We start from the raw sequence: 16,217 nt of genomic DNA on the forward strand, positions 1-16,217 counted from the left end.
ACTGGCGTGAAGGCGGGAGAAACTGCAGGTCGCGCGCAATTCCGAGACCGGATGGTCCGTGTTGCGGCGTTGCTCAGGCGGATCTCAGCCGAGGCGGATAAGACTGTATGCCATGCGCATCCTCGTGGTTGATGACGACCGGGCGGTCCGGGAGTCGTTGCGGCGGTCGCTCACCTTCAACGGATACACCGTCGAGACAGCGGGCGACGGCATCGAGGCACTCGAGAAGATCCTCGCCGATCGTCCCGACGTCGTCATCCTCGACGTCATGATGCCGCGACTCGACGGCCTCGAGGTGTGCCGCCGACTCCGTTCTGCCGGTGACGACCTGCCGATCCTGGTGCTGACCGCCCGGGACTCGGTGTCCGAGCGGGTCTCCGGGCTCGACGCCGGCGCCGACGACTATCTGCCGAAACCGTTCGCACTCGAAGAGTTGCTCGCACGGTTGCGGGCGCTGTTGCGTCGCGCGGCACCTGAAGGCGACATCGACTCGGAGACGCTCACCTTCGCGGACCTGTCGCTCGACCCGGTGACGCGTGACGTGACCCGTGGTGAGCGGCCGATCAGCCTTACACGCACCGAGTTCGCCCTGCTCGAGATGTTGATGGCCAACCCGCGTCGGGTGCTGTCCCGAAGCCGCATCCTCGAGGAGGTGTGGGGATACGACTTCCCGACCTCGGGTAATGCCCTCGAGGTCTATGTCGGCTACCTGCGCCGCAAGACCGAGGCCGACGGCGAGTCGCGACTCATCCACACCGTGCGCGGCGTCGGATACGTGCTGCGGGAGACCCCGCCCTAGTGTCGTCGCCCTCGCGGATGCGCGACCACCTGACCCGTATGCTCGCCGGCGGTCCCGGTTCGTCCGGGGAGAAGGGGGCGTCCGGGGAGAAGGAGATGCGGGCGCCGATGCCGTTGACGCGGGCGGTGTCCCTGCGTTCGCGTGTCACGATCCTGTCGGCGACCGTCGTGCTGGTGTCGGTGAGTCTGATGGCCGCGGCCGCCTACTTCGTGGTGTACCGGGCGATGTACAACGAGGTCGACCAGCAGTTGGAGAGCCGTGCCGACGGCATGGCGGCTCTGGCGCGCGCCGGTGTGCTCCGCAACCAGCCCGAGCAGCTGGTGGCGGGAACCGTGTTCTCGACGAACATCTCGGTCGCCCTCGTGACCCCGAGCGGTCAGACGTACCTCATCGGGCAGGTCCCGTTCGAGGACCCCGAGCGCGAGATCGTGCGGTCGCCGTCGGTTCCCGGAACCAATCCGCTGAGCCTGCGCACCACCCGCAATCAGCGCGTGCTGACGCGGAAACTCGACGACGGCAACACCCTTGTCCTGGCGCAGAGTCTCATCCAGACCGATCGCGTTCTCAAACGCCTGGCCTGGGTGCTGCTCGTGGTCGGTTGTGGCGGAGTGGCTTTGGCGGCTCTCGCCGGCACAACGGTCGGACGTGCCGGCCTGAGACCGGTTGCCCGGCTGAACCGGGCCGTCGAACGAGTCGCGCGAACGAACGACCTGACACCCATACCGGTGACCGGCAACGACGAATTGGCCAAGCTCACCGCGAGTTTCAACGCGATGCTCCGGGCACTCGCCGAATCCCGGGACCGCCAGGCACGTCTCGTCGCCGATGCCGGACATGAACTGCGAACCCCGTTGACCTCCTTGCGCACCAACCTCGAACTGCTGATCGCGGCGAGCAGGCCGGGTGCACCGGCCGTCCCCGAGCAGGACATGGTCGACCTGCGCGCCGACGTCATGGCCCAGATCGAGGAATTGTCCACGCTGGTGGGCGATCTCGTCGACCTCGCCCGCGAGGACGCCCCCGAGGTGGTGTACGAGGAAGTCGACCTCGCGGAGATCATCGAGCAGGCCCTCGAACGTGTCCGACGCCGCCGCAACGACATCGAATTCGAGCTTGACCTGTCGCCCTGGTACATCTTCGGTGAACAGCACGGACTGTCCCGCGCGGTACTGAATGTGTTGGACAACGCGGCGAAATGGAGTCCGCCGGGGACATCGGTGGCCGTCGGGCTGACGCAGACCGGGATGTCCACCGCGCAGCTCACCGTCGCCGACGCCGGTCCCGGGATTCCCGAGGAGGACCGTGGTCTCGTCTTCGAACGCTTCTATCGTTCGACGCAATCGAGGTCGATGCCGGGATCCGGTCTGGGCCTGGCGATCGTGCGGCAGGTCGTCGAACGTCATGGTGGCACCGTCGTGGCCGACACGTCGCCGCGCGGCGGTGCACTCATCCGGATGACTTTGCCCGGCCGGGCAACTCCCGCGGAACCATCTCCGCAAGTGATTCGTCAATAAGGGTGAAGCGCCGTGCATCGGCGGGTCACGACGGCCGTCGTCCACATCATCGACAGCTGTGCGGTTACCCGGTGTGACCTGCCCATCGATCCCATAGGGTTGACCAAGGCGCTGTGCGGGACGCCGGTCGAGTGGTTTCGGCCGACAAACCCGAGCGAAGTGAACCTTGCCGGCACAGGGCCGGCGGAGACCACCGAGCCGGCTGTGTGCCGGTCAGACGACGAGGAAGAGACGAAGATGACGACTGGCGGTTCGCAGGGTGGCGGTCCGTACGGGGGTGGCCAGCACGGTCAGCACGACGCTGGCCGGTCGAACGGGGGCAGCGCTCCCTCCACACCATCGGGCTCTGAGTCACCGACGCAGTCCTACAGCGGCCAGGGCACTCCAGGGCCGGCCTCAGGGGCATTCCCCTCGCAGGGCGGCCGGCCCGTCTTCGGCGGCAACAACGCACCCACGTCTGTCTACGGCAACCCGGGAACCAGTCCTTTTCCTCCGCAGGCCCCGTATGGCGGGCCCGGCGCCGGCAATGCCTACCCGCAGCCCGCGTTCGGCGGGTCGGGTGGCAACCCGCCGCCCCAGGCGGCGAAGAACAAGGGCGGCGGACGCCTGGCCGCACTCGGCGCCGGTGCGCTGGTGGTCGCGCTTGTCGCCGGTGGTGCCGGCGGTGCGATCGGTTACACACTGGCCGACGGTTCCGACGGGTCGTCGAGCAGCAGCACGAGCAGCGGCCCGCTCGGCGGCGACCCCAAGGCGAACGGGAACACCGCGCCCGTCGAGGCACCGGCCGGCTCGGTCCAGGAGGTGGCCGCCCGCGTGCTCCCGTCGGTGGTCTCCATCGAGGTCGCCTCGGGCGGCGCGCTGGGCTCGGGATCGGGGGTCGTCCTGACCGAGGACGGCGTCATCATGACCAACAATCACGTCGTGAGCGCCGGCGGCAACGGCCCCGCGGCCAGGGTCGCGGTCAACTTCTCCGACGGTTCGCGTGCGCAGGCCCGGGTGCTGGGCGCCGACCCGATCTCCGACATCGCGGTGATCAAGGTCGACCGGAACGATCTGACCCCGGTCACGGTCGGTAACTCGAACAACCTGGCGGTGGGGCAGGACGTCATCGCCATCGGTTCCCCGCTCGGCCTGGCCGGGACTGTCACCACGGGCATCATCAGCGCCTTGAACCGACCGGTCCTGACCTCGCGCGATCCGGGCACCAACACCACCTCGGTGATCGACGCCATCCAGACCGACGCCGCGATCAATCCCGGCAACTCGGGCGGTGCGCTCGTCAACGCCAGGGGAGCGCTGGTCGGCATCAACACTGCCATCGCCACCCTCGGTGGAGGCGAGGAACAGGCCGGTGGCAGCATCGGACTCGGGTTCGCGATCCCCATCGATCAGGCGATCCGCGTGGCCAAACAGCTCGAGTCCACGGGTAGGGCCAGCCACGCCAACATCGGTGTGTCCGTGCGTCCGAGTGGTGACTCCGACACGCCCGGCGCCGTCGTCACCGATGTGACCCCGGGAGGTCCGGCAGCGACCGCGGGTATCCCGAAGAATGCGGTCATCACGAAGGTCGACGACCGTCCGATCGCGTCGGGAGACGCTCTGGTGGCGGCCATCCGGTCGCACGCGCCGGGGGACACGGTCACCGTGACCTACTCCGATGGCGGGAACAGCAAGACCGCGCAGGTCAAGCTGGGCACGCTCGAGGTGAAGTGACGCGCTGCGCGTCCGCCCGCGAGTACGAATCGCACAACTACAGAGCGCACCACGACCGTCCATCGGACGGTCCGAGAAGATAGAGAAAGGGCCTGCCATGACTTACGCCGGATCCCCCGTTCCCGGAAACCCCGCCATCTCCGGCGACACCGACGAAGGGCAGTCCCTGGACGTCCGTCTCGCTGGTGATCCGGGTCAGGTCGATCCGGCCGACGTGGTGGCCGCCGACGCCGCCGCGCGGGAGTTCGTTGCGCGCCACGAGCAGGCCACCCACCGGCCGCAGGGCGAGGAGATCGGCCGGGCACTCGTCGTCGTCGTCGACGACGAGGCGGCGCACGGAGAGGACCAGCGTCTGCTCGGGCCGCTCGTCGGTGAACTGCTCGCCGAGGCGGGGTTCCATGTCGATGCGGCCGTTGTCGTATCCGGCGACGAGGTGGAGATCCGCAACGCACTGAACACCGCGGTGATCGGTGGCGTCGATCTGGTGGTGTCGGTCGGCGGGGTGGGTGTCGGCGCCCGCGACGTCACCCCGGAGGCCACCGAGCCCCTGCTCGATCGCCGGCTCCGCGGCATCGAGGAGGCGGTCCGCAGTTCCGGTCTCGCCGCCGGCGCGACGGACGGCGGACTTTCGCGCGGGCTGGCCGGAATCTCCGGGCAGACGTTAGTCGTCAATCTGGCCAATTCCCGCGCCGCGGTGCGCGACGGAATGGCGACCGCGGCACCACTCGCCAAATATGTGATCGAGTCCATAAGTGAATTCTGATTATGGCCGCGATTACTCGTCTCGAGTACTGTTGAGCAAGGCTAAGGATCTCCCGGAACACAGGGACGATCGACCGACCGGAAACGGGGCGTCCCGTCCGCCGGCGGCTGACCGTGAGCACCCCGGAAAACGACCGATGAGCAGTAGCGATGACGCTGCTGCTCGTCGTGCTGCACGGCGGGCGAAGCTCGATTCCGTGTTCGGTGACGACCTCCCGGATCTCACCACAGACGAGTGTGGCGAAGATCACAAAGGCCACTCTCAGGATTGGTTCGAAGCGCAGCGCCCGCCTCATTACGAGTGAAATGCGACTTCTTCTACATAGCCGCATCAGCGTGTTTATCTACCGTTAACTTTGGTCCGTTGATGGATCACGTATTCGATATTTGTGATGCTGCGTCTCCAGTTCGTGACACGGCTGAGTCCAGCTGTTGCCTGTTCTGAGACCCCTCCGATAACGTTCGGCTCGACAACGCTCGGTGCCCCCGTAAAGGGGACATGAGCAGTGTCCTGCGATCTGTCGCGAGTGACGACGCAGCAGTGACCAGGAATTCGATGAATCCTCAACGGAAGCTAAGTAGTGCGTCAGAGCATGCTGAGCACCACCGTGGGGAGCACATCGAACGTCGAGGTCATGACTTGCGGATGTGAATGCATTCCGCGGGGGTAACAGCCGAATCCTGTGAGAGGGAACGAATGAGCAAGTTCAGCAAGCTTGGGCTGCGCCGCGCCGCGGGCGCGGTCGCGATCGCCTCGGCCGCGGTCGTGGGCCTGGCAGGCATGGGCGTCGGCGATGCCGCGGCTGCCGGTCTGCCGAATGGTTACAAGAAGGCCGCCGGCATCGACGGCGAGTCCATCCAGACGTGGCGCACCGGTGAGAGCGCGTACCCGGTTTCGACTGTGGCGAACAACCCGGCATCGCGTGGCTTCGCGATCTCCGGCACCTACACCGCGAAGGCTTCGGCCGGTGTCGGCGGCAAGCTCGCCGTCAAGTACATCATCGGTTGCCAGGTCGACGTCAGCGGCATCTCGCTCGATCTGGGCGGCGCCATCAGCCTCACCGCGACCACGCTGTCCGGTTCGCTCGGCCTCCCGCTGAAGCCGGGTCAGGTCGCGGTCGTCGACATCACCGACAAGGACTTCTCGGACAGTGGCATCGCCGCCGTCCAGCTGTCGCAGCTCACGTTCAACCTCAACCAGTGCGGTGGCTACGCCTCGGCACGCTCCGCGGCCAAGGTCATCGGTGCCAAGGGATACAGCACCGACGACGGCAAGCTGAGCGGCGAGGGCACCCTGATCCAGTCCACCCTGTACGGCAAGCCCTTCACCATCAACTGACCGGGCAGATAACTAGCACTTCCTGACTTATCTGCCCTGTGCAGATTGATATTCCACGAAGGGGAATCATGAAGAAGAACATCACGCGTCGCGTGGTTGCGGCGGCCGGTCTCGCCGGTGCCGTCGCGATGGGCCTCACCAGCCTCGGCGCCGGTGGCGCCACCGCCGGCCCGCTGGCCGGTGGCACGATCACCAAGACCCTGGTCGACGGCACGCCGGTCACGGTTCAGCTGTTCGACGAGTACGTCAACGTGCAGCGTCCGATCAGCAACGTCCCGACCACCCGTGAGGTGTGGCTGTCGGGCAAGGTCCGCGTCACCGTCGGTGGTAAGGCCAAGGGCGGCGCGGTCAAGGTCGGCTACGACGTCGGCTGCCAGGTGAACTTCGGTGGCGGCGAGGTCGGCCTCCCCGGTCTCAAGGCCGGTATCGACTACAGCGATCCGTTGAACGTCACTGCCGGTGGTGGACTCGACGGCCAAGAGGTCGGCGGCGGCTTCAGCCTCGGCCCGGGTGAGGTCAAGCGCAAGTGGCTCATCAACGAGACCTCGGGCGACAACACCGCTTACACCGACTACGAGCTCAACGGCTACACCTTCAAGGGCAAGGCCGGTGGCGTGGCCTACAGCCAGGAGCAGTTCAAGGTGGAGAGCTGCGCCGGCTACGCCGCTGCTCGCGCCTTCATCCAGGTGACGGTCAGCACGGACGCCGTCAAGGGCGTCGTCGCGCTCAACGGCAAGCCGTTCAGCCTCGGCTGATCGACTCGCTGACCCTCAGCAGCACCGCGGGGCGGGGATCCATCATGGATCCCCGCCCCGCGGCGTTTTGCTGCGGAGGTGCTGATGAAGTCCTGTGATCTGCTGTGATCCGCGCGCGGACAACGGCTTTCATCGGGATCGTGCGCTGATGTCGATCGCGGCGGTGAGGGAGCCGTCGCCGGCAGAGTGTGGCGTTGCGTGACCTCGAGGAGTGGGCGGAAGACGACACTCGAGTGAGGCGTCCGGCTGTACCAGCACACGCAACGGCTCGTGCCGCATGCGCGGCACCGCTTCGGTACGGGAGATCTCGCGTCGCGCAACACCTCCGACGTGGAGGCGGCCGACGGCCCGCTGCCGTCGAGCGTGGTCACCGCCGCCGTCGTGAGCCCGATCGTCTAGGACGCAGCCGTATTCGTGACGCAGTGACCGAGTCTGGATCTGTGGTTACAGACACGCCAGGCAGGCTCTGTACGGACTGGCGGTCAAGGGCATTTCGGCGACACCCGGCGCCGAACGCGTAGCGCAGGTATTCGACGCGTCGGTTGGGTTGTACGGGAACAGATCTCAAGTGCTTTCCTACGTGGCAGCGACGAGCGGTCGAGGCCGGCTCCGCCCAGCAGCACCACCCGGAAGCCACAACCACGACCTGACCTTGGACATGAGCGCCGTCGTCAGCGATGCGGGGGGGCTGATCACACGTCACCCGGGGTCATTGACCCCGCGCACCGGTCGAGCTGAGCAATGGGCGATTCAGCACTCTGGCGCCGAAAAGGCAGTCATCCGAGCGTGGGTCGCCAGTCCGGAGTGGGACATGGAAAAGCCGCCCTGCCATTCACGGCAGGACGGCTGACCGATGAATCGGGTCTACTCGGCGATACTGTCGGAGCCCGCCTCGAGCGAGCCGGTCACCAGTTCGACGATCGCGTCGGTGATTGCGCCTTGAATGATCTCCGCCATGTTGTGCCTCCCTCGTCGGAAAATGTTCTGACTGTCGGTCCACAGAGGCGCCGAACAGCCGTGACACCAAGACTACAGTATCTCGCGGTCCGAAGTGGACGTGGAAGTGAAATATCGACAACCAGAGAATGGCCATCAGTGGACGAATCGGCACAAATCAACTGTTCGGCACATTTCATTCCTCACGCTCCTCGGTTGTCTCCCCTGAGGTAGAAACTCGGCACACACAAGAAAACACCGCCTCCCGGCACGAGGCCAGAAGGCGGTGTGAAGCTCGGACGGCCTAAGCGGTCGTCTCCGGCTCCGACTCCATCGAACCGCTCTGCAGGTCCCTCAAGAGTTCGGAGATGTTGATGTCGATTCCGGTGGCCATGTGGTCTCCTCCTTTGTGCTGTACGGGATCAGGCGCCTGGGAAGGTGCCTGTCAGTCCTCGGGATCGATGGGAACGCCGTCGCTGTCAAGAGACCCGGTCATCAGGTCTTTGATGGCATCTTCGATTCCGCCACCGACAACTTGGCCCATGAGAATTCTCCTTCGTCGTACTGAGCGTTTTCGTCGTACTGAACGTTGTGTTGTTCAGAATTCGATCGGCGGACAGCCGCCGTTTGTTCTACTCGTTGGTTTCGCCTTCGGTGGACCCGGTGACCAATTCTTCGATGTAGAGGCGGATCCAGGAAATGCTGATCGCGTCGGACACGTGAATCTCCTACTCATTGCCACTTCGTTGTGAAGTACGGAAGTCCGTCTCAGACGGCCTCGCGGTCGACAATACCGCACCCGGTCCCGGCTGTCGTGGCGGGCGAATGCTGAATTCTCGGTGACGAATATCTTACGTGGCGGCAACATGTCTCGGTGCTCCGAAGCAGCCGTGAACCGCCATACTCGCCCCGGCCGTCGTTGGTGTGCTGATATTAAGTGGTGACCCAGCACGCGGCTTATCGCAATCAGGCAGCACGTCCGTTGGTCGTCTCCGACCGCGACGGCGCGCTCGACCTGCTCGAGAACGGACTGCGGGAGGTTCCGGTCTACCGGTGGCTGATCGGTGACGACGCACCGGCGGATGCGTACCGGTGGTACGGCGAGGTCCTGTTGGTCGAGTGCATGAATGGTCTCCAGGGAATCTTCGACGACACAGGCAATCTGACTGCTGTGATCGCGGTGTCCGAGTCCTCCGAAGAAGCCGGTGTCGTCGACGGCGAACTCAAGGACCGCACCCGTCGGTGGGTCCAGAGGATCGACGGGTTCGTGGACCGTTTCCGGGAGTTGCAGAGCAAGACAGACGAAGCCAAGGTCGCCGACGAAGCGATCCGCGTCATCTTCGCTCTGGTCCACCCGGAGCGACGCGGCGGCGGGACGCTCGCGGCACTGGTGGACCCGGTGGTCGAGCGGGCACGGCGCCTCGGAATGCCCGTCACGGCGAGCACGTCGGACCCGCGGTTGTCGGAGCTCTACGCCCGCAAGTGGAATTGTCTGGTGCGCGCGGAGTTCACCCTCACCGACGGTCCGACGGTGTGGGTTCAGCGGCTCGACCCGTAGCGGTCGAATCCAACTGACGAATGCGACTGAATCCGGCGAACTCGGAGCCTCCTGGGGTGGCTGTCGATGTCACCGACGATTTCGGCCCCGCCTGGTGGGCGAGGGCCGAAAAAGGGTGAAACTCTCAGCGCGAGTGGCGTCCCGGCGCGTCCGGACCGTCACCGGGGAACTGTTCGCTCGGGTACTGCTCACCTGGGTACTGCTCGCCCGGGTACGGCTGCTCACCGGGGTACTGGGAGCCGGGGGGCGGGTAGTTGCCGGGAGGCGGATAGTTTCCGGGCGGTGGGTAGTTACCCGGAGCCGGCTGCGGCGTCGGATACGGCTGGCCTCCCGGGCCGGCGGGCTGACCCTGCGGCGAGTTGAACAGCGGCGACGACTGCGGTCCCGACTGCGACGGTCCGTGCTGGAACGGCTGACCCGACGACGGGGGAGTCGAAATCCGTTGTGTGGTACCGGCACCGGACGGCGACTCGTACGGTGCGAGGGGGCCCGACTGGGGCGTGTAGACGTCACCGGCCGGCGCGGATGGCTCGGCCAGATGTGGCGGCAGATCGCTCTCCGCCTCGGCCTTGGCCTTCGACTTTCCCTCCGGATCGAGCAGGTCGCGGATCTCGGTGAGCAGAGCTACCTCGGTGACCTCGGACTTCTTGCCGAAGCCGCCCAGCTCCGCGAGCCTGTTGTAGGGCAGGATGATGATGAAGTACACCACCGCCGCGATGATCAGGAAGTTGATGACGGCGGTGATCACGCCGCCGAGGTCGACGAATGTCGAGGCGTTGTCGGTGATCTGGAAGCCGAGTCCCTGTGCGGCGTCCGTACCGATCGGGATCGAGTTGATGATCGGTTGGACGATGCCGTCGGTGAACGCGGTCACGATGGCGGTGAAGGCCGCACCGATGATGACTGCGGTAGCCAGCTCGACGACGTTGCCCTTGAGTATGAAGTCCTTGAATCCCTTGAGCACGGTGTGCGGCCTCTCCTTGGTAATCCCGCTCTTGTTTCCGGCGATTCGGTTTCGGTCGGTGCAAATCCGACATGTGCTGTGCGAACTCGTACTACCCTATCCACGATCGTGAACCGCGCGATCCATTTGCCTTGAATCGTCCGGAGTGTCGCGGGTTCAGTGCAGGACGACCGCGAGCGAAGACTCCAGACCCGCGGCGGCGACGCGATGGGCGGCTGCGGCATCCATCGCCAGGAGAACCGGTGCCACCGAGTTTCGACCGGAGGCGATCCCGCCCGAGGAGGACTGACCGGTGCGCATCGCCACGACGGCGCGTCGTGCGAGGACATCGGCCGAATCGGTCAGGACATCAACCACATCCCCGGGCCGGAGCAACGAGGTGACCGCCTCGTCGGACAACCGGACCGGTACGAGACGGGCGTCGTCGACCCCGGTCAGCTCGGCCGGCAGACGCGAGGACAACAGCCGGGTGTCGGTGAGTATCTCCCCGGTCCGTACGCGACCGGTGACGGTACGGCCGGTCGCGAGTGCGGCATCGGAGATCGCCCCGGCGGGGACCGTGCTCCCCATGACGAGCCGAGGGGTGAGATCACCGGCGTCGACCATCTGGCCGGGTATCAGATCGTGTGCCGCGACGAGCACCTCGAACTCCCCGTCGGCGCGGGCCCCCACCACTGCGACGACGGCGGCCGCGACGATCAGCGCTACCGCGACCAGTCGTCGGACCGCGAGACTGCGCGTCCATCCGGGACGCACTGCGTGAGCAATCCGGTCGCCCAGGCGTGGGCCGAGCCGCTCGCGCGGCAACGACATCCGAGTCAGTGGCATGGCTGGACGATAGGCGTCGACCACCCGGGAAATGGTGCCGCGGACTCGTTGTGGACAGTCGTGGAGTCCGGCGTCGTGCTGTGCACAAGCGACCGCCGGGTCGGCCTCCGCTAGGGTGACGTCGGAAACAAATCATGGTGTGCCGGGAAGTCTGGTCGGCCGCCGCCCGGTGAAGGGTGGCGTGAAGAGGGCACGTGTACGTGTGCCCCGCGGACAGAGGAGTTCCATGACACGCGACCGACTGCGGCAGTGGGCCGCTCTCGACACCACCAGCGGCGTGCTGCTGCTCATCGCGGCGGCCATCGCAGTCGTGTGGGCCAATTCGCCGTGGCGGGAGAGCTACTCGTCGCTGCTGCACACCGAGATCGGTCCCGAAGCCCTGAATCTGCATCTCTCGCTGGCGCACTGGGCGTCCGACGGACTGCTGGCGATCTTCTTCTTCGTGGTCGGTGTGGAGCTCAAACACGAGTTCGTCGCCGGCAGCCTCCGCGACGTGAAGCTCGCCGGGGTGCCGATCGCGGCCGCCGTGGGCGGCATGGTCACGCCCGCGCTCTGTTACGTGGTCGTCGTCGCGGCGGGGGACCCCGAGGGGCTTCGGGGATGGGCCATCCCGACGGCCACCGACATCGCCTTCGCGCTCGCCGTCCTCGCGATCTTCGGTCGCGGCCTCCCACTGCCGTTGCGGACGTTCCTGCTCACGCTGGCCGTCGTCGACGACCTGCTCGGCATCGTCGTGATCGCGACCTTCTACACCGACGAGATCGACTTCGTCATGCTCGGCGGCGCGATCGCGGTGGTCGCGGTGTTCGCCGTGCTGGTGCGTCGGTCGTGGCAACTCTGGCCGCTCCTGATCCCGGTCGGCCTCGTCGCCTGGGGCCTCATGCACGCGTCCGGCGTGCACGCCACCGTCGCGGGTGTGCTGCTCGGCTTCGCCGTGCCCGCGGTCGCCATCCGCGGCGAGAAGATCCCCCGCACCGAACGGCTCGACGAGGCGGTCCGTCCCTACTCCGCGGCGATCGCGCTCCCGGTCTTCGCCTTCGCCGCCGCCGGCGTGACGGTGATCGGCGGTGAGGGCTCGATCGTGCAGCCCGTGTCGATCGGCATCGTGCTCGGACTCGTGGCCGGCAAACTCGTCGGCGTCCTCGGATCGACGTGGCTGATGACGAGGTTCACGCCGTTACGGCTGCCCGATGCCATCGGAATCCGGGACCTGCTGCCGATCGGCATGCTCACCGGCGTCGGCTTCACCGTGGCGCTTCTCATCGCCGAACTCAGCTTCGAGGGCGGCTCCGACGACCACGCCGCGGCTGCCAAGGCGGCCATCCTGGCCGGTTCGCTCATCTCCGCGGTGCTCGCCGCGGTCCTGTTGCGCTGGGATGCGCACCAGGCGCGCGACGCCGACATGAACCGCGACAACATCCCCGACGTCAACCGCGACGTGATCGGCGGATAGAGGTCGGGAGTGGTCGCCGGGCGGGCTGGGTGGACCCGCGTTAGCACTCGGAATGTGGGAGTGCCAAAATCGGTTACACTTGTCAGCGTTTACTGACTTTCGGAGGTTCAGGTGCCCACCTACTCGTATGCCTGCACGGAGTGCGACAACAAGTTCGACATCGTCCAGTCGTTCTCCGACGATTCGTTGACCGAATGCCCGCAGTGCACAGGTCGCCTGCGCAAGCTGTTCAACTCGGTCGGCATCGTGTTCAAGGGGAGCGGCTTCTACCGCACCGACTCGCGGTCGGGTTCGTCCTCCTCGGACGCCGCGTCGTCCTCGTCGTCGGACAGTTCGTCGTCGAGCAGCTCCACGTCCGGCAGTTCCTCGACCTCGTCGGATTCGTCGAGCTCGAGCAGCGCCACCAAGAGCGACAGCAAGGCCGCCACGCCCGCCTGACACGCGGGGCGCACAACTTCAGACCAGAACCTGGGCAGGAGCTCACCCGTCACGCGACGGACGCACCGCCCGGGTTCTGTCGTCTCAGCCGAGTTCCTGGAACCCGCCGCCGGGGGTCAGCGCCCAGCCCACGGCCACATCGTGATCGCCGGCCGGCAGGGAGTCGACGAACTCCTCGTCGTAGACCACCGCGACGAGTTCTGCGGACAGCCCCACGAGCGTGCGGTCGTAGTACCCGGCACCACGGCCGAGGCGGACGCCGGTCTTGTCGACGGACAGGGCGGGGATCAGGATCACCGACGCCGCGCGGATCGCGGCGACACCGAGGCGGTCGGTGGTGGGTTCGAGTAGGCCCCATCTCCCCGGCGACAACGATCCCGGACCGGTGTATCGCGCCCAGTCGAGCGGTGCGGGTTCGCCGGCGGGAACCACCGGGAGCAGCACCGTGACGCCGCGATCGAGCAGTGCGTCGAGCATCGCCGTCGATCCCGGCTCGTCGCCGACCGGCACATACGCGGCCACCGTGACGTCGTACTCGAGCCGGAACGGGCAGGTGTGTATCCACTCGGCGAGGTCTGCCGCAGCCCGCTCGCGCGCGGCCTTCGGTATGGCCGACCGGCGTTTCGCGGCTTCCTCGCGCCGTTGGTCCTTCAGGGTTCGCACGACGCGTCCGTCCTTCATCCCGTGGTGGCTCGCCGACGACCGAACTGTATCCGACCACGGTCTCGATCCGGGTGAGGTCCGGGTCACTGCCGTCCGTCCGGCCGGCCGGGGACACCTGTCCTAGGGTGGATTCATGACTGCGTCCAAAGAAGGCTTCAGTGAGTACGAGGCGGTACCCAACACTCCGCCGATCCCCCGTACCGCGGTGGTCCCGGCTGCCGGGCTGGGGACGCGGTTCCTCCCCGCCACCAAGACGGTGCCCAAGGAGTTGCTGCCGGTGGTCGACACCCCGGGCATCGAGCTGGTCGCCGAGGAGGCCAAGTCCGCCGGCGCCGAACGGCTCCTGATCATCACCTCCCCGGGCAAGGACGGGGTGGTCGCCCACTTCGTCAAGGACCTCGTGCTGGAGAGCACCCTCGCCAAGCGCGGCAAGGAGGCCATGCTCGCCAAGGTCCGCAAGGCCCCGAACCTCCTCGAGGTCGCCTCGGTGATCCAGGAGAAGCCTCTGGGTCTCGGTCATGCGGTCGGTTGCGTCGAGAACCTCCTCGACGACGACGAGGACGCCATCGCGGTCCTGTTGCCGGACGACCTCGTCCTGCCCGGTGGAGTGCTGGAGGTCATGGCACGTACCCGTCAGCGCCGGGGCGGTTCGGTACTGTGCGCGATCGAGGTTCCCGAGGACCGCATCAGCGCATACGGCGTCTTCGACGTCGAGCCGCTGCCGGATGCGAACAATCCCAATGTGATGAAGCTCAAGGGCATGGTCGAGAAGCCCGAGCCGCAGGACGCACCGTCGAACCTCGCGGCCGCTGGACGCTACATCCTCGACCGCAAGATCTTCGACGCGCTGCGCCGGATCAAGCCGGGTGCCGGTGGTGAACTCCAGCTCACCGACGCGATCGCGCTGCTCATCGAAGAGGGCGAACCGGTGCACGTCGTCGTGCACCGCGGCACCCGCCACGACCTGGGCAACCCGGGTGGCTACCTCAAGGCCGCGGTCGACTTCGCGCTCGACCGTGACGATTACGGGCCTGATCTGCGTGAGTGGCTGGAGAAGCGGCTGGCCGAGAGCTGATCGCCGGCGGCCTCCGCGCGCCTCGACCGTTCCGGCGCGCACGCCCGATAACGTTTCCCTGTGTTGTATCGAGCAGTGCGGGAAGAGCGGTGAGATGCGGTCCGTCGAAGATCATCTGACGCTCGTGACCGCCGCCGCGGTGGCGCCGCGGCCGGTGCGCGTCGCGATCTCCGAGGCGCAGGGTCTGATGTGCGCGGAGGAAGTGGTCACCGAGCATCCGATGCCGGGTTTCGACCAGGCCGCCATCGACGGTTACGCGGTGCGTGCCGTCGATGTGGCGCTCGCCGGTGTCGTCGCGCCGGAGGATCTCGAGGATTTCGATGCGAACGGCGCCGAACTCGTCGACCTCGAGGCAGGCGAACCGATGATCGTCTCGCTGCCCGTGGTCGGAGAGGTGGGTCCGGGGTCGCGGACCCCCACTCGGCTGCAGCCGCGACAGGCCGTCCGGGTCGAGACCGGTGCGCCGATGCCGACTCTCGCGGACGCGGTAGTGCCGCTGCGCTGGACCGACGGCGGCGACCAGAAGGTGAAGATCGGGCACGGCGTCGAGAGCGGCAACTATGTCCGACGGGTCGGGGACGACGTCCAGCCCGGTGACGTCGCGGTCCGTGCCGGCGCGATCATCGGTCCCGCCCAGGTGGGTCTGCTGGCTGCGGTGGGGCAGGCGCGCGTGATGGTCCACCCGCGCCCGCGGCTGTCGGTGATCTCGGTCGGCAGTGAGCTCGTCGACATCGATCGCACTCCCGGGCCAGGGCAGATCTACGACGTCAACAGCTATGCGCTCGCCGCGGCGGCGCGCGACGCCGGCGCCGACGTCAACCGGGTCGGCATCGCCGAGCGCGACGCCTCCCGCATGCGAGAGGTGGTCGAGGCGCAGCTCATCCGCTCCGAGATCGTGGTGATCTGCGGCGCGGTCGGCGGTAGCGCGTCGAAGGCCATCGCCGACGCCCTCGCCGATCTCGGTGAGCTCGAGATCGTCCGGGTGGCCATGCATCCGGGATCGGTGCAGGGCTTCGGCCGGCTCGGTCGCGACGAGGTGCCGACCTTCCTGCTGCCGGCGAACCCGGTGAGCGCGCTGGTGACCTTCGAGGTGATGGTGCGGCCGCTGATCCGTATCGCGCTGGGCAAGCGGCAGCCGATGCGCCGGGTCATCAAGGCCCGCACCATCGGGCCGATCGCGTCGGTGCGCGGCCGCAAAGGGTACCTCCGCGGACAGCTCATGCGGGACGAGCGGACCGGGGACTACCTGGTTCAGGTGCTCGGTGCGTCGCCGACCGGCTCGTCGCATCTGCTGGCCGAACTCGCCGAGGCGAACTGCCTCATCATGGTCGACCCCGACGTCGAAGAGATGAGCACCGGCGACGAGGTCGAGGTCGCCTTCCTCGCCCAGCGCGGCTGACCGCGGAGCGCGACTCTCCGC

15 protein-coding genes are annotated in these 16,217 nt (G+C 66.9%); 12 read left to right on the forward strand and 3 right to left on the reverse strand.

Annotated features, from left to right (window positions below):
* The first annotated feature begins 112 nt into the window (after positions 1-112).
* From IHQ52_RS09895 to IHQ52_RS09925, 8 genes are all read left to right on the forward strand, one after another.
* Positions 113-799, forward strand: coding sequence for a response regulator transcription factor (locus tag IHQ52_RS09895; protein WP_006357805.1), 687 nt, complete (start codon positions 113-115; stop codon positions 797-799).
* Between the two features lie 17 nt (positions 800-816).
* Positions 817-2,313 (forward strand): HAMP domain-containing sensor histidine kinase, encoded by a 1,497-nt coding sequence (locus tag IHQ52_RS09900; RefSeq protein ID WP_407043493.1) that lies wholly within the window; start codon positions 817-819, stop codon positions 2,311-2,313.
* Between the two features lie 237 nt (positions 2,314-2,550).
* The gene (locus IHQ52_RS09905; RefSeq protein WP_196813061.1) at positions 2,551-4,026 is read left to right on the forward strand and encodes a S1C family serine protease; all 1,476 of its coding nucleotides are present in this window, start codon (positions 2,551-2,553) and stop codon (positions 4,024-4,026) included.
* Positions 4,027-4,123: 97 nt separating this feature from the next.
* Positions 4,124-4,789 (forward strand): MogA/MoaB family molybdenum cofactor biosynthesis protein, encoded by a 666-nt coding sequence (locus IHQ52_RS09910; RefSeq protein WP_006357808.1) that lies wholly within the window; start codon positions 4,124-4,126, stop codon positions 4,787-4,789.
* A 696-nt stretch (positions 4,790-5,485) separates the two neighbouring features.
* Complete coding sequence (locus tag IHQ52_RS09915) at positions 5,486-6,127, forward strand: MspA family porin (protein WP_006357810.1); 642 nt, start codon at positions 5,486-5,488, stop codon at positions 6,125-6,127.
* A 68-nt stretch (positions 6,128-6,195) separates the two neighbouring features.
* On the forward strand, positions 6,196-6,882 hold the full coding sequence (locus IHQ52_RS09920) for an MspA family porin (RefSeq protein ID WP_006357811.1): 687 nt from the start codon (positions 6,196-6,198) through the stop codon (positions 6,880-6,882).
* A 270-nt stretch (positions 6,883-7,152) separates the two neighbouring features.
* Complete coding sequence (locus tag IHQ52_RS23585) at positions 7,153-7,281, forward strand: hypothetical protein (protein WP_255219188.1); 129 nt, start codon at positions 7,153-7,155, stop codon at positions 7,279-7,281.
* 1,474 nt (positions 7,282-8,755) lie between these two features.
* On the forward strand, positions 8,756-9,376 hold the full coding sequence (locus IHQ52_RS09925) for a hypothetical protein (RefSeq protein WP_006357813.1): 621 nt from the start codon (positions 8,756-8,758) through the stop codon (positions 9,374-9,376).
* A 124-nt stretch (positions 9,377-9,500) separates the two neighbouring features.
* On the opposite strand, the gene mscL is transcribed toward IHQ52_RS09925, so the two are convergent.
* Positions 9,501-10,340, reverse strand: a complete 840-nt coding sequence (gene mscL / locus IHQ52_RS09930) for a large conductance mechanosensitive channel protein MscL (RefSeq protein ID WP_006357814.1) — start codon at positions 10,338-10,340, stop codon at positions 9,501-9,503.
* Positions 10,341-10,496: 156 nt separating this feature from the next.
* Complete coding sequence (locus IHQ52_RS09935) at positions 10,497-11,168, reverse strand: SAF domain-containing protein (RefSeq protein ID WP_050918656.1); 672 nt, start codon at positions 11,166-11,168, stop codon at positions 10,497-10,499.
* Positions 11,169-11,394: 226 nt separating this feature from the next.
* On the opposite strand from IHQ52_RS09935, the gene nhaA reads away from it, so the two are divergent.
* Both nhaA and IHQ52_RS09945 read left to right on the forward strand, forming a co-directional pair.
* On the forward strand, positions 11,395-12,621 hold the full coding sequence (nhaA, locus tag IHQ52_RS09940) for a Na+/H+ antiporter NhaA (protein WP_006357816.1): 1,227 nt from the start codon (positions 11,395-11,397) through the stop codon (positions 12,619-12,621).
* A 111-nt stretch (positions 12,622-12,732) separates the two neighbouring features.
* Complete coding sequence (locus tag IHQ52_RS09945) at positions 12,733-13,059, forward strand: FmdB family zinc ribbon protein (RefSeq protein WP_081474318.1); 327 nt, start codon at positions 12,733-12,735, stop codon at positions 13,057-13,059.
* An 84-nt stretch (positions 13,060-13,143) separates the two neighbouring features.
* Here IHQ52_RS09945 and IHQ52_RS09950 read toward each other — a convergent pair whose 3' ends face one another.
* Positions 13,144-13,722, reverse strand: coding sequence for a 5-formyltetrahydrofolate cyclo-ligase (locus IHQ52_RS09950; protein ID WP_174324720.1), 579 nt, complete (start codon positions 13,720-13,722; stop codon positions 13,144-13,146).
* A gap of 133 nt (positions 13,723-13,855) precedes the next feature.
* Here IHQ52_RS09950 and IHQ52_RS09955 point away from each other — a divergent pair, with 133 nt between their 5' ends.
* Both IHQ52_RS09955 and glp read left to right on the forward strand, forming a co-directional pair.
* Positions 13,856-14,797, forward strand: a complete 942-nt coding sequence (locus IHQ52_RS09955; RefSeq protein WP_006436215.1) for a UTP--glucose-1-phosphate uridylyltransferase — start codon at positions 13,856-13,858, stop codon at positions 14,795-14,797.
* A 94-nt stretch (positions 14,798-14,891) separates the two neighbouring features.
* Entirely contained in the window at positions 14,892-16,196 is a 1,305-nt protein-coding gene (glp, locus tag IHQ52_RS09960) for a molybdotransferase-like divisome protein Glp (RefSeq protein WP_006436216.1), read from the forward strand.
* The last annotated feature ends 21 nt before the right edge of the window (positions 16,197-16,217 follow it).

This window comes from Gordonia amicalis (assembly GCF_022059885.1).
Classification (GTDB): Bacteria; Actinomycetota; Actinomycetes; order Mycobacteriales; family Mycobacteriaceae; genus Gordonia; species Gordonia amicalis.

What these genes read in the sequence shown, in the direction of transcription:
- IHQ52_RS09895 (WP_006357805.1), top strand. Translation starts at nt 113, where the DNA reads ATGCGCATCCTCGTGGTTGATGACGACCGGGCGGTCCGGGAGTCGTTG.
- IHQ52_RS09900 (WP_407043493.1), top strand. Translation starts at nt 817, where the DNA reads ATGCGCGACCACCTGACCCGTATGCTCGCCGGCGGTCCCGGTTCGTCC.
- IHQ52_RS09905 (WP_196813061.1), top strand. Translation starts at nt 2,551, where the DNA reads ATGACGACTGGCGGTTCGCAGGGTGGCGGTCCGTACGGGGGTGGCCAG.
- IHQ52_RS09910 (WP_006357808.1), top strand. Translation starts at nt 4,124, where the DNA reads ATGACTTACGCCGGATCCCCCGTTCCCGGAAACCCCGCCATCTCCGGC.
- IHQ52_RS09915 (WP_006357810.1), top strand. Translation starts at nt 5,486, where the DNA reads ATGAGCAAGTTCAGCAAGCTTGGGCTGCGCCGCGCCGCGGGCGCGGTC.
- IHQ52_RS09920 (WP_006357811.1), top strand. Translation starts at nt 6,196, where the DNA reads ATGAAGAAGAACATCACGCGTCGCGTGGTTGCGGCGGCCGGTCTCGCC.
- IHQ52_RS09935 (WP_050918656.1), bottom strand. Translation starts at nt 11,168, where the DNA reads ATGCCACTGACTCGGATGTCGTTGCCGCGCGAGCGGCTCGGCCCACGC.
- nhaA (WP_006357816.1), top strand. Translation starts at nt 11,395, where the DNA reads ATGACACGCGACCGACTGCGGCAGTGGGCCGCTCTCGACACCACCAGC.
- IHQ52_RS09955 (WP_006436215.1), top strand. Translation starts at nt 13,856, where the DNA reads ATGACTGCGTCCAAAGAAGGCTTCAGTGAGTACGAGGCGGTACCCAAC.
- glp (WP_006436216.1), top strand. Translation starts at nt 14,892, where the DNA reads ATGCGGTCCGTCGAAGATCATCTGACGCTCGTGACCGCCGCCGCGGTG.